Annotated in this window: 11 protein-coding genes; 4 read left to right on the forward strand and 7 right to left on the reverse strand. The window is 68.0% G+C overall.

Annotated features, from left to right (window positions below; all coding sequences use genetic code 11):
• Window positions 1–18 precede the first annotated feature (18 nt).
• On the reverse strand, window positions 19–573 hold the full coding sequence (locus ABZ004_RS26605) for a GNAT family N-acetyltransferase (RefSeq protein WP_355683774.1): 555 nt from the start codon (window positions 571–573) through the stop codon (window positions 19–21).
• 1 nt (window position 574) lies between these two features.
• The gene (locus tag ABZ004_RS26610; RefSeq protein ID WP_355683775.1) at window positions 575–2044 is read right to left on the reverse strand and encodes an AlkA N-terminal domain-containing protein; all 1470 of its coding nucleotides are present in this window, start codon (window positions 2042–2044) and stop codon (window positions 575–577) included.
• A 147-nt stretch (window positions 2045–2191) separates the two neighbouring features.
• Between ABZ004_RS26610 and ABZ004_RS26615 the strand changes: the two genes are divergently transcribed.
• The 4 genes from ABZ004_RS26615 (at window position 2192) to ABZ004_RS26630 (ending at window position 8865) form a co-directional block, all read left to right on the forward strand.
• A complete protein-coding gene (locus ABZ004_RS26615) occupies window positions 2192–2938 on the forward strand; it encodes an SDR family oxidoreductase (protein ID WP_355683776.1) in 747 nt (248 codons plus the stop codon).
• A gap of 955 nt (window positions 2939–3893) precedes the next feature.
• On the forward strand, window positions 3894–4673 hold the full coding sequence (locus tag ABZ004_RS26620; protein ID WP_355683777.1) for an LLM class flavin-dependent oxidoreductase: 780 nt from the start codon (window positions 3894–3896) through the stop codon (window positions 4671–4673).
• A 350-nt stretch (window positions 4674–5023) separates the two neighbouring features.
• The gene (locus ABZ004_RS26625) at window positions 5024–6061 is read left to right on the forward strand and encodes a LacI family DNA-binding transcriptional regulator (protein WP_355683778.1); all 1038 of its coding nucleotides are present in this window, start codon (window positions 5024–5026) and stop codon (window positions 6059–6061) included.
• Between the two features lie 38 nt (window positions 6062–6099).
• Complete coding sequence (locus ABZ004_RS26630) at window positions 6100–8865, forward strand: glycogen debranching protein (RefSeq protein ID WP_355683779.1); 2766 nt, start codon at window positions 6100–6102, stop codon at window positions 8863–8865.
• Window positions 8866–9337: 472 nt separating this feature from the next.
• Here the strand turns inward: ABZ004_RS26630 and ABZ004_RS26635 are convergent, their stop codons facing one another.
• The 5 genes from ABZ004_RS26635 to ABZ004_RS26655 are packed head-to-tail and all read right to left on the reverse strand — an operon-like array spanning window position 9338 to window position 13078.
• Window positions 9338–10066 (reverse strand): ABC transporter permease, encoded by a 729-nt coding sequence (locus ABZ004_RS26635; RefSeq protein ID WP_355683780.1) that lies wholly within the window; start codon window positions 10064–10066, stop codon window positions 9338–9340.
• A complete protein-coding gene (locus ABZ004_RS26640) occupies window positions 10063–10992 on the reverse strand; it encodes an ABC transporter ATP-binding protein (protein WP_355683781.1) in 930 nt (309 codons plus the stop codon). Before ABZ004_RS26640 ends, ABZ004_RS26635 begins: the two co-directional genes overlap by 4 nt.
• A gap of 39 nt (window positions 10993–11031) precedes the next feature.
• On the reverse strand, window positions 11032–11805 hold the full coding sequence (locus ABZ004_RS26645) for a hypothetical protein (RefSeq protein ID WP_355683782.1): 774 nt from the start codon (window positions 11803–11805) through the stop codon (window positions 11032–11034).
• Window positions 11802–12713, reverse strand: coding sequence for an ABC transporter ATP-binding protein (locus ABZ004_RS26650; RefSeq protein WP_355683783.1), 912 nt, complete (start codon window positions 12711–12713; stop codon window positions 11802–11804). Before ABZ004_RS26650 ends, ABZ004_RS26645 begins: the two co-directional genes overlap by 4 nt.
• On the reverse strand, window positions 12710–13078 hold the full coding sequence (locus tag ABZ004_RS26655) for a GntR family transcriptional regulator (protein WP_355683784.1): 369 nt from the start codon (window positions 13076–13078) through the stop codon (window positions 12710–12712). Before ABZ004_RS26655 ends, ABZ004_RS26650 begins: the two co-directional genes overlap by 4 nt.
• Window positions 13079–13083 lie beyond the last annotated feature (5 nt).

The raw sequence follows: 13083 nt of genomic DNA on the forward strand, positions 1-13083 counted from the left end.
CGCCTCCCACTGCGTGGCTCATCCCCGCGCCTCCCATTGCACGCGGGTGATGCGGTAGAGCACGTGGCGCTCGAGCCGGTGGCCCGGTTCGAGTCTGGGGTGATTGAAATCGCCGGCCTCGTCGTGCGTCATCCCGATCCGCTGCATCACTCGCTGCGAAGGAACGTTCGTGGTCGCCGTGAACGAGACGATCTCGTCCAGCCCGGCCGGCCCGAAGCCGAACGCGAGCGACGCCAGCGCCGCCTCGGTCGCATAACCCTTGCCCCAGGCATCCTTCGCCAGCCGCCAGCCGATCTCGACGGCCGGCATGAAATGCGCCTCGAAGCTCGGCACCGACAGCCCGGTGAACCCGATGAACCGACCGGTCTCCCGCACCTCCACCGCCCACAACCCGAAGCCGCCGGCCGCGATCAGCGGCTTGACCCGCTCGATCAGCGCATCGCTCGCCTCCCGTGTCACCGGCGCCGGGAAGTGTTCCATCACCACCGGGTCGGCGTTCAGCGCGGCGAACGGTTCGTAGTCGGCATCGGTCCACTGCCGCAGCAGCAGGCGGTCGGTGGTCAGCTCGCTCATCTCACTCCGGAATCTTGTTGATGGCATGGTCTCCGGTCGCCCAGAGGTACTGCACGGCGTACGCGCGCCAAGGTCGCCAGGCCCGCGCGTGCTCGATCAAGGGTTTCGGTGCCTCCGGCAACCCTAGTTCGCGAGCGGCGTACCGGATGCCCAGATCGCTGGCCACAAAGGCGTCCGGATCACCCAGCGCCCGCATCGCGATCGACTCGACGGTCCACGGGCCGATCCCCGGCAACGCCGCGAGCTGCGTGCGCGCCTTGTCCCAGTCGGCGCCCGCCCCCAGATCGATCTCGCCTGCCGCAAGCGTAGCGATCAACGTCGTCAGCGTCGTACGCCGGGACTTCGGAAAGGCCAGCGTCTCGGGATCGAGCTCGGCCAGCGCCTCCATCGTCGGGAACAAGTGGGTCAACCCGCCGGCCGGATCGTCGACCAGTTCGCCGTACGCCTGCACCAACCGGCTCGCATGAGTCCGCGCGGCCGCCGTTGACACTTGCTGCCCCAGCACAGCCCGTACGGCGAACTCCGGGCCGTCCACCGTCCTCGGCACCCGTCGGCCGGGCGCCTTCTCGATCAGCGGCGCGAGCACCGGATCGGTCCGGAGTTGATCGTCGACCGCGATCGGATCCGCGTCGAGGTCGAGCATCCGGCGGCAACGGCTGATGGCGATGGCGAGATCGCGTTGGTCGGTGAGCGAAAGCTGGCAGGCGATGTGGTCGGGCATCGGCTTCATCGCGGCGACGCCGTGTCCATGCGGCAACCGCAGCGTCCGGCGGTAGGCACCATCGCGCCACTCCTCGACGCCAGGGACGCCGGTCGCGACGAGGTGGCCGAAGAGGTTGTCCGGCGTCAGCGGTGCGCGGAACGGCAACCGCAGCGAGATCGTGCCGGGCGCGGTGGGATTCGTCCCCTTCTTGGCGCGATGGCGGAGCTCGGTCGGCGACAGCGCGAAGACTTCCTGCACGGTCTCGTTGAACGTCCGGACGCTCGAAAACCCTGCAGCGAAAGCGACATCGGCCATCTGCAGTGGGCTCGTCTCGATCAGCAGCCGCGCGGTCTGGGCTCGCTGAGCTCTCGCGAGCGCGAGCGGACCAGCGCCAAGCTCAGCCAGGAGCTGCCGCTGGACCTGGCGGACGCTGTATCCGAGTTGAGTAGCGAGACCTGGTACGCCGTCGCGGTCGACCACGCCGTCGCTGATCAACCGCATCGCGCGCGCGACCAGGTCGGCGCGATCGTTCCACTCCGGCGAACCAGGGCTCGCGTCCGGACGGCACCGCTTGCAAGCGCGGAACCCAGCCTGCTGCGCAGCCGCAGCGCTCGGGTAGAACCGCATGTTCTCGACCTTCGGCGGCACCACCGGACAGCTCGGCCGGCAATAGATCTTGGTCGTCAGAACCGCAGTGAAGAACCATCCGTCGAAGCGGGCGTCCTTGGACTGGACCGCCCGCACGCACCGCTCGCGACATTCGTACACCGGTCCAGCATCCCTGCTGCCACCGACAGTCTCTAGCGGTTTTACGACATGGAGCTGGCGGGGGTCGATCGCGGGAATGCGACGTGAGGATCCGGTGTCGCATTCCCGCGAGCCTCGGCGCCTCACGTCGAGTGGACTGGAGCCATGATGAACCTGACTGAACTGACCGGCAAGCTGGCCCTGGTAACCGGCGGAAGCCGCGGAATCGGCGCCGCCACGGCGATTGCCCTGGCCGAAAGTGGCGCGGACGTCGCCATCACCTATAGCAGTTCGGCGGAAGAGGCGGCGCAGGTCGTCAAGCAGATCGAGGCAACTGGCCGGCGCGGCTTCGCGATCTCGGCGGACGCGGCGGATGCGTCCGCTGTGGAAGCAGCGGTTGCCCGGGCGGTCGACGTACTGGGCGGTCTCGACATCCTCGTCAACAACGCCGGCGTCGGCGCTGTCGGGCTGATCACCGACCTCACGCTCGACGATCTCGACCGGGTGCTGGCGGTCAACGTGCGCGGCATGTACGTCGCGGCGCGCGCGGCGGCAGCGGTATTGCCGGACGGCGGCCGGATGATCCACATCGGCAGCTGCGCGGCGGCCCGGGTCACCAGCCCCGGCCTCGCGCTCTACGCGATGAGCAAGTCCGCCCTGATCGGCCTGAACAAGGGCCTGGCCCGCGACCTCGGCTCCCGGGGCATCACCTCCAACATCATCCAACCCGGTCCGATCGACACCTCGATGAACCCCGCCGACGGCCCGTACGCCGCCGCCCAACGCTCCCACCTCGCCCTCGACCGCTTCGGCACCCCCGAAGAGGTAGCAGCCGCCGTCGTCTACCTAGCCGGCCCCGCCACCTCCTACATCACCGGCACCGAACTAACCCTCGACGGCGGCCACGCCGCCTAACCCCCACCGCCACCTAGTGCACCCCCTGAGCCCCCGGCCGCCGTCGAGATGCTCAGGTTGTGCACTAGGTGGGGCAGCGGCCGCGTCGGCGGGAGCGACGCAGGGCTCGCAAGCAGAGCCGGAGGCGTAGGTCGGAAGCGGAGCCGGAGGCGAAAGCGGGCACGAGGCAGAAGCGGCCGCGTCGGCGGGCGCGGGGCCGGAGGCGGCGGGGCGACGGTCGCGCCGCCCAACCGCGTCCCCCAAACCGTCACCTAGTGCACGCCCTGAGCATCCGGCAGCGGTCGACGTACTCAGGTCGTGCACTAAGTGGGGGCAGCGGGCACTGCGCAGGGGTCGCGAGCGAGCCGGAGGCAGGGTCGGAGGCGAAGCGGAGCCGGAGGCGTCGGGGGCGATGCCGGCCGTGCCGCCTGACCTTGTGCCCGGTTCAACCACTTCGCCGACCGGAACCTGACGACCTCGGGCACAGAGTCGGGGATCGTCCGGCAGCGCCGGTTGGAGCTGTGCTGTGGACAGCAGCACTCACCCGCCGCCCGTAGTACAGGGGCTTGTCGGGCGTCCGTAGTGCGAGGGGTCATCGGCCGCCCGCAGCACGAGGGCCTCGTCGGCCGTCCGTCGCACGCGGCCTCGTCGACCGCCCACAGCACGAGGGCTCGTCGAGCGTCGTAGTACGCGGGGTCATCGACCGTCCGCAGCGCGAGGGGCTCGTCGGGCGCCCGTAGCGCCAGGGCTCGTCGGGCTCCCGTAGCGCCAGGGCTCGTCGGGCGCCCGTAGTACGGAGAGCTTGTCGGGCGTCCGTGGACGAAGGGCTTCTCGGGCATCCGCAGTACTCGGGGGTGTCGGGCCTTCGTAGTACGGAGAGCCTGTCGGGCGTCCGCGGCGCGCGAGGGGGTGTCGGGCGTTCGTGGTACGAGGGGGGTGTCGGTGGGGGTGGTTAGGTTGGGGGATGAGGTTTTCGGTGACGTTTGGGGCTGTGGGGGTGGGGCGGGATCCGCGGGGGATGGCGGAGTTGGCGCGGATGGCGGAGGACTGTGGGTGGGACGGGGTGTTCCTGGAGGACTATCTCGTCTATCAAGGGGATGCTTCGGAGCCGACGTACGATCCGTGGATCTGTTTGGCAGCGATGGCGTGCGCGACGTCGAGGGTGATGCTCGGTACGACGGTGACGCCGGTGCCGCGCCGTCGCCCGTGGCAACTGGCGGCGGAGGCGGTCGCGCTGGATCACCTGTCCGGCGGGCGACTTGTCCTCGGCGTCGGGATCGGCGATCCGGGTGACCCGTTCATGTCGGGCGAAGGCGAACCGCGCGTGCTGGCGGAGAAGCTGGACGAGGCGCTCGAGATCATCGCTGCATTGTGGACCGGTGAGCCGGTGAACTTCCGCGGCAAGCACTACACGCTCGATGGTGCCCAGCTGACGGCACGGCCGGTGCAACAACCGCGGATCCCGATCTGGGTCGGGGGGAATCTGCTTGTTCCGTCCGTACGGCGTCGCATTGCGCGCTGGGACGGCAGTACGGCGTACAAGGGAACCACCGATGCACCACAGCAGATCACCCCCGATGACGTCCGCGCCCTCCTCGCCGAGATCCCCAGCAAGCCCTTCGACTTCAAGGTCAGTGGCGGCGACCCCGCAGCCTTCGCCACCGCAGGCGCCACCTGGCACGGCCGTTGGATCCCCCCAGGACCGCTGTCAGAGGCGCACGCCATCCTCCAGGCCGGCCCCCCGCAACTCCCCTGACCAACCCCAATCCACCTGCCTCCAGGTCACCTGTCCGACCCACTCGCCACCCGCTCGCCGAAGCAAACGCCATCCTCCGAGCCGGCCCTTCCCCACTCGGCTGATCACCGCTCCCACCGGCTTCTTGCGGTTCGGGCGTACCGATGGACATGAGGTGTGCGGCGGGAAAGGGCCTGCCGAGCTGAGGGTGAGCGTGGGGTTGGGGTTGACAGGCGAAGACCTCATGTCCGTCGGTACGCGACGGGTGCGGAAGCGGCAGGCCGTTGACAGGGAAGGGGGTTGGGGGTGAGACTGCGCAGAGAGTTTTAACGTTCAAAAGGGCGTCTTCACCGGAGTGGAGGGGGTCGTCGATGGCTACGTTGAAGCAGGTTGCCGCTCATGCGGAGGTGTCGGTCCAGACCGTCTCCAACGCTCTGAACGCCCCGCATCGGCTCCGGCCCGACACCCTGCAGCGGGTGACCAAGTCCATCGAGCTGCTCAACTACCGGCCCAATCGTAACGCCCGCAGTCTGCGCACCAGCGCGGTCGAACTCATCGGGTACTGCGTACCGAGCTGGCCGAACGGTCAGGCGCACCTGGTGATGGACCAGTTCCTGCACTCGCTCTGCGGTGCGGCCGAGGCGACCGGGCGGCACATCTTGCTGTTCACCGCGCCGACCGGAGTCGACGGGATGCCGGTGTACGAGGACCTGCATGCACGGAGGCTGGTCGACGGGTTCGTGCTCTCGCAGACGGAGACCCACGATCCACGGCACGGTTGGTTGCGTGAGGAACAGATCCCGTTCGTTTCGTTCGGGCGGGTCTGGAAGGAGACCACTCAGCCGGGTCCGTTCGTCGATGTCGACGGAGCGGTCGGCTGCGCGAACGCCGTACGGCATCTGCACGAGACCGGGCGACGGCGGATCGGATTCCTCAGCTGGCCGAAGACATCGGGTCTTGCGGAGGATCGGTTGAGTGGATGGCGTGCGGCGTGTCAGGAGCTGGGGTTGCCGACCAAGGGGCTCGCAGTCAGGTGCGCCGAGGACACGATCGACGAAGGTGCTCGGGCGACGGCTGAATTGCTCGACTCGGGGCAGGCGGTCGACGGGATCGTTGCCATCAGCGACATTCTCGCTCTCGGTGCTCTTCGGGAGCTCGGTACGCGCGGGCTGATTGCCGGCGTCGACGTCGGTGTCACTGGCTTCGATGATTCCCCGCTGGCGTCGGTGGTGTCGCCTGCACTCACCAGCATTCGCCAGCCGATGGATCAGATCGCCGCTGAGCTGATCGACATTCTCACTACTGATCATCGCCGCACATCGGACGAATCGGCCGGGCAGCTGAGGTCGACGACCGAGCGGCTGCTGCAACCGGAACTAGTCGTCAGGGGCAGTTCAGCCCCCGGCTGATGCGGTGCGGGAAGCACCGCGAGAAGGAGGAACCCGTCATGACACCCCGCTCTGTCGGACGAACCACCCGCCCAAGCGGACGAAATACCCGGCCCATCCGCCTCGCCGGAAGAGCTACCCGGCCCATCGCCGGTCCAGCCGGCCTCCTCGCCGTCCTGCTCGCCTTGGGCGCCGCCGCCCTCCCCTCCCCCGCCTCCGCCGGTCCATCAGGGGTCTCCCGTACTGCGGGCGCCCCGTCGGCCGTGGGCCAAGGCGCTGCCGCGGCGAGCGCGGGCGGCGCCCCAGCGGCTGGTACGCCGGAGGCGTCCGCAGCAGACACCGCCGATGCCGCGACGAACGGCTCCGAGTTGTCGGAGAGTCGGCGGCTTGGTGAGCGGCGGTCGTTGGTGGTGGGGGATCGGGGGTATGCGATGGGGGACGAGACCGGGCTGTACCCGGCGACCGGGTGGCATACACGGGGGGAGATGGGTGGGATCTGGACGCCGCCGTTGAAGTTGCTGGATGGGTTGTGGTTCGGGGTTGATGGCGGGTGGCTCGGGAAGGAGGTGCCGGCCGCGAAGTACACGAGCGGGCAGGGGTATCAGCGCATCGACTACTCCGGTGATGTGAAGGTGCAGCGCACCGACTTCGTGCCCGACGGGATCCGGGCGACCGTCGTCGGGCTCACCCTGAAGGCGAACCAGGCGAAGACCGTCACCCTCGATGTCGACGCGCACTCCGAGCTGATGCCGGCGTACCCATGGGGCGGCACCACCCCGAACGCAGCTCAAACGAACCTCCCCGACACCGGCTCGTACGCCGATGGCACGCTGAGGTTCCGCGACCAGGGCACCCCGCCGATCGCGAACGCCGCAGCCCACGACTACGCCGCGTTCGTCGGATCGTCCCTGCGTCCGACGAGCCACCAGCTCGGCCCGGACGACCGCGGCCCGCAGGATCCCGCGGTGATCTGCCCGGCCGACGGCGATGCGCCGAAGCACTGCGACGACACAGCTTTCGGCAACGGCACCGGCGGCCGACTCACCTACAGCGTCGCCCTCAAGGCCGGAAAGCCGACCACGGTCTGGTTCGCAGTGGCCGGATCGGATGACGGCCAGGGCGCCGCGCACCGCGAGTACAACAAGGCGATCAGCAACCCCGGTAAGTTGCTCAAGGCAAAGATCAACAGTCGCCAGAAGATCAACGCTATGTCCGCAGTGGACCTGCCTGGTGACCGGCTACTGCAGCAGAGTGTCGAGTGGAGCAAGCAGAACCTGGCGGATTCGGTCCAGGAGGCACACCACCTGCAGATCCGCGACGTCAACGAAGGCAAGTCGTACCCGGCTCCGTCCGGCACGGTCGACGTCGCGCGCTGGTTCGGCGCCGGCTTCCCCGACTATCCCTGGCTGTTCGCGACGGACGGCGAGTACACCTCGTACGCCGCGGTCGCGGCCGGCCAGTTCGACACCGTGAAGGCGCACCTGCGGGCCCTCCGCAACGTCAGCGACATCCTCAACAACCGCAGCGGCAAGGTCGCACACGAGGTCACCCCGACCGGCGACGTCTACTTCGGTTCCAACACCAGCGCAGGCAACACCGATGAGACAGTCAAGTTCCCGAGCATCGTCGCGCTGCTCTGGCGGTGGACCGGCGACAACCGGTTCCGCGACGAGATGTACGACTTCAGCGTGCGCAACCTGAAGTACGTGTACCGCGAACTGGACGCCGATCACGACGGCTGGCCGGAAGGTCTCGCGAACGTCGAACGCAGCGGAATGGGTTCGGAGAAACTCGACAGCACCGTCTACCTCACCCGCGGACTACGTGACCTCGCCGACCTGGCTGCCTCCAAGCACGACAAGGCAACCCAGCAATGGGCGACCGCGAAGGCGGACGACATCCAGAAGCGGTTCGAGACGCAGTGGTGGGTTGCAAAGGCGTTCGGGTACGCCGACTCGATCGACGACCCGGCCAACCCTGCGAACGACAACACCCCGATCTTCCAGCGCCACTGGACCGGCGCCACACCGATGGAGGCCGAGGTCGGCGACGCTCCCCTGGCGTCCCCCGAGCATGCCAAGATTGCCTTGGACCAGCGTGAGAAGCCTTGCTACACAGGCGAATTCGGGCTGTTCCACACCGGCACCGGACCGACCTCCGACCCAGCTGGCAACCCCGGCGCGTCCTGCGACGACATCGTGTCGGCGGTGAAGAGCGAACGCAGCATCTTCTCGCTCAACACCTCCATCATGGCGGTTGCTGAGGGCAACTACGGTCGCCTGGGCACCGGGCAGCAGCAGGTCTACACGACCGGCAACGCCAGGATCCAGCTCGACCCGAACGTCTGGGAGACCCCGGGCGGGATGCCGGAGATCGCGCCGTCCCCCGATTCGCCGGCGAACATCGACCGCGCCTTCACGGACCGCTCGATGACGATGCAGGCGTGGGGCACGTACGGCGTACTGTGGCCCGTCGTGCACCAGCAACTCGGGGTCGACCCGGATCTCGGGCATGGAAAGCTGTCGATCGTGCCGCAGATTCCGGGCGGTCAGCAGAAGGTGGCCGGCAGCAACATCCGGCTAGGGCGCGGAGCCGTCGATGTGAGCGCGCGCCTTGCAGGCAAGGAGATCCGGACCGATGTGACGGTCCACGGGATCGACGCGGCCGTCACGATCGGCGCCGTCCTACCGGCCGGTGCCAAGGTCGCGGGAGTCTCGGTGGACGGACGCAGTAGGCCGTACAGGCTGGTCACGACGACGCGGGGAACCGAGGTCCACGTGCTCGCGCACGGCGCGCGTTCCACTCTGCGGATCGCGCTTCGCTGATTCCATCCCGGCGGCCGGCGGACAGGGCTCCTGTCCGCCGGCCGTTCGCGTCCCGCGACGAACAAAGAGGCAAGTCCCGACCGGGAAGCAAGACTCGGAGACGAAGCAAGGCCCCTCCGAGTATGAGTCGGAGGGGCCTTGCGAATAGCTGAAGGAAGGTGACGTCTCCAGCTTCCCGGACTGGTCCGTCGGGTCCGGCAGACCCCGTCACCGGTCTACCTCGGTGGGGATCCCCACCGCTAGGGTCCTCGGTTTCCGTCCGACCCACTGTTCCCTAGAGAACAGCGTGTCGACATTTCTACCTTTCGGGTACCGGGCGGCACAAGCCCTTCTGATCAAGAGTTTCCGGCAATTCGCGAGCTTGAGCGTGTCGTCCACAGTACGTGCCCGACCGTCCACAGAAACCGTCCCACTTATACACACCCCCTGTGCATAACCGGTCGTACGCTCAACAACAGGTGACGGTGAGCAACTACTCCCAGCGGAAGAACTTCGCGGCCAGCGCGATGCACGCGCCGGTCACCGCGACGAGTGCCACGAGGTGGACGGCACCCGGCCAGTGACCGGCCCACGCATCCTGCATGCTCGTCATCCCCGCGCCCATCGGCGTCATGTCGCGGACCCAGCGGATGGCGTGCGGCATCAGATCGCCCGGCGTCCAGACGCCTGCGAAGAACATGCTCGGGAAGAACAGGATATTCCCGATGATGCTCGCCCCCTTCGCGGTCGACACGAGTCCCGCGATCAGCAGACCGATGGAGAGTTCAGCAACGGCGTACAGGACTGCGCTGACAGCGAAGGGCAGAGGTGACGCAGGCAGTTCGGCGTCGAAGACGAGCGTTCCGAGGCCGAGGATCAGCGCGATCACCACGACCGCCGCCGCCAGATGCAGCAGGAGTTGCGCGACCAGCAGCTTCACCGGACGGACCGGTGTCGTCGCCATCCGGCGCAGCACGCCCTTCTCCCGGTAGCCGGCCAGGATCATCGGCAGGGTGGCCATTCCGAGAATGCCGATTCCGATACCGATCGCCATCGTCGGCAGGAAACTGGCCGGTACGCCGTCCGAGTTGTCACCGCCGGTGTCGAGCAGAGAGAAGATCGTCAGCAACCCGACCGGCAACACGAAGACGAAGAAGAGGCCCGCCCACTCGCGCAGGAACAGCTTGCTCTCGATCCGGGTCAGGGTGAGGGTCTGGCTCATCGGTCCGCTCCTTCGAAGTTCCGGCCCGCCAACGCGAGGAAGGCGTCGTCGAGGGTGGCCTGTTCGGTGTGCAGGTCAAGAGGGGCGAGGCCGCGGCCGGCCAGTTCGGTCACCACACTCACCAACAGGTCGTCGTTGCCGGTGACGACGATTCGGTCGGCCTCGCGGCGGACCTCGTGCACGGCGTCCAAAGAGGTCAGGATCGTGTCGTCCAGTACGCCGGCGAAGCGGAAGCTGATCCGCTGTTCCGAGCGGGCGCCCGCGACCAGCCCGGCCGGGGTGTCGAGGGCGACCACGCGGCCGCCGTCGATGATGGCGATCCGGTCGCAGAGGTACTCGGCCTCTTCCATGAAATGGGTGACCAGGATGATCGTCACGCCACTGTCCCGGATCTGCTTGACCAGCTCCCAGGTGTCCCGGCGGGCCTGCGGATCGAGGCCGGTGGTGAGCTCGTCGAGGATCGCGATCTTCGGGTTCCCGATCAGTGCGAGCGCGATCGACAACCGCTGCTTCTGCCCACCCGACAACTTGGCGAACGCGGTGTCGCGCACCTTCGTCAGGCCGAGCCGCTCCAGCAGGTCGGCCGGATCCGCGGGCGACGGATAGAAGGACGCGTACAGCTCGAGCGCCTCCCGAGCCTTGATCCGGTCAGGCAGCTCGCTCGCCTGCAACTGGACGCCGACCAGCGAGGTGATCTCGGTGCGGTGCTTGCGCGGATCCAGGCCGAGCACCCGGATCGCGCCGCCGTCCGGCGTCCGGAGGCCGGCGATCGACTCGACGGTGGTGGTCTTGCCGGCGCCGTTCGGACCGAGGATGCCGAAGATCTCCCCGGCCCGGACGGTCAGCGAGACATCGGCGACCGCGACGGTCGCGCCGTACGTCTGGCGAAGGTTGCTAACGGCAACCAGATCGTTGTTTTCGGGCATGGCGAAGCCTCCCAAGTGACTGCAAAAGATTGGTGAGGGTCAGCCCTTGGCCGGCTTGAGCCCCATCGGACGGATCAGCAGGTAGCCGTAGTACAGGCCGATGGCGCTGACGGCCACCACTCCCGGGACGCCGACGGCCAGCGGTGGACGGTGGTAGCCGGTGTTCGCCAGTGCCTGAGCGAGCCACTGCGCGACCAGCAGGAGTTCCGCGGCGGCCGCCGGCAGGATGCCGAGGGGCAGCAACGCGAGACCCTTCCAGAAGCCGAACCGGTAGAACCCGATGCCGAGCAACCAGCCGGCGACTTCGTGCGAAATGATCAGCAGGAAGAACTCGGTGAAGATCAGCCCGACCTGCGAGGTCTTGGTGAACAGGTGCGGATTCTCCAGCGCCTGGGTGAGTCCGGCCCAGGAGTAGATCCCGCGTTCCACCTGGTAGACAACCACCCACAGCAGGGCGATTGATGCGGCGGCGCCGACCAGCAGGATGCTGCTGGCCACGGCATACATCCGTCGGGTAACGCCGTGCGCGATCAGCAGCGTGAACAACGCGGGGGTCAGCGTGATGCCGATCGCGGACGAGAAGTACTTCGGCGACTGGGTGCCGTAGTCCCACATGCTGTGGTGGAGGCCACCGCCGAAGTACTGGGTGATCAGGCCGCCGATGGTGAAGCTGACCACCATCACCAGGCAGTACCCGAGGACCATCGGGCGCAGTCCGATCATCATCGCCCGGAGCACGGAGCGCAGCCGGCCGCCTGCGGTGGCGGTGCCCGGCAACGCCGCGGTACGGGCTTCGGTCGCGGCGGCGCTCATCGGTCGCCCTCCTTCGCGTGCGTGGATCCGGTCAGGTGGACGAAGAGATCCTGCAGCCCGACCGGGCCGATCTCGAGGCCGGCCGAGCGCGCCTTCGCCAGCAGAAGGTCGTCCAGATCGCCCAGCACGGTGACGGATTTCGTCCCGCCCAGGCGCTGCTCGGCGAGCACCATCAGGTCGGCGGTCAACTCGTCGACCATCGCGGCGGGCCCGACGATCGCGGCCCCGCGGCCGCGCAGTGAGTCGACCGGTGACTGGGTGACGAGCCGGCCCCGGTCGAGGATGACGACCTCCTCGAGCAGCGAGCTGACCTCGCTGACCAGGTGGGTCGACAGCACGATCGTCCGCGGGACCTCGGTGTAGTCGGCCAGCAAGGCGTCGTAGAAGAGATTGCGGGACGGGACATCCATGCCGAGGTACGACTCGTCGAAGATCGTCAGTGGCGCGCGGCTCGCGATCCCGAGGACGACGCCGAGTGCGGACTTCTTGCCGCGGGACAGCTTCTGCACCTTCTGCCGCGGCGAGAGCTCGAACTTGTCCATCAGCTCACCGGCGACCTCGGCGTCCCAGTACGGCCGCAGCGCGCTCGCCAGCCCGAGGACGTTCTTCACCGGTGGGTTGCCCATCAGATCACCGGACTCGCGGATCAGGCACACCCGCGACGTGACGACCGCGTCCTCGTACGGCTCGCGGGCTGCACCGAACTCGTCGCATTCGATCAGCACCCGCCCGGCCGACGGCTCCCGGAAGCCGGCCAGCGTCGCGGCGAGCGTGCTCTTGCCGGACCCGTTCCGGCCCAGCAGGCCGTGGATCTTGCCGGGCGCGAGGCGCAGGTCGAGACCGTCGACCGCCGGTACGCCGCTGAAGGTGACGGTCAGATTCTCGGTCCGTACGCCGAGGCCGCTCACTCGGCACCGCCCCTGCCGGCCTTCTCGATGTGCGCGACGACGTCCTTCAACGGAACACCGATCGCCTGGGCCTCACGGATCATCGGATCGACCACCTCGGTGAAGAACGAGCCCTGTCGTCCGGTCCGGAGAAGATCGCGGGCATTCGGGCTGACGAACATCCCGATCCCGCGCTTCTTGTAGAGCACGCCCTCGTCGACCAGCTGGGCGAAGCCCTTGGCCGCGGTGGCGGGGTTGATCCGGTAGAACGCCGCGTACTGGTTCGTCGACATGACCTGTTCGTCCTCGGCGAGGGCACCCGTGACGATGTCGTTCTTGATCTGGTCCGCGATCTGGAGATAGATCGGGCTGCGATCGTCGAACACCGCGG

It is taken from the genome of Kribbella sp. NPDC006257, from assembly GCF_040613535.1.
GTDB lineage: Bacteria > Actinomycetota > Actinomycetes > Propionibacteriales > Kribbellaceae > Kribbella.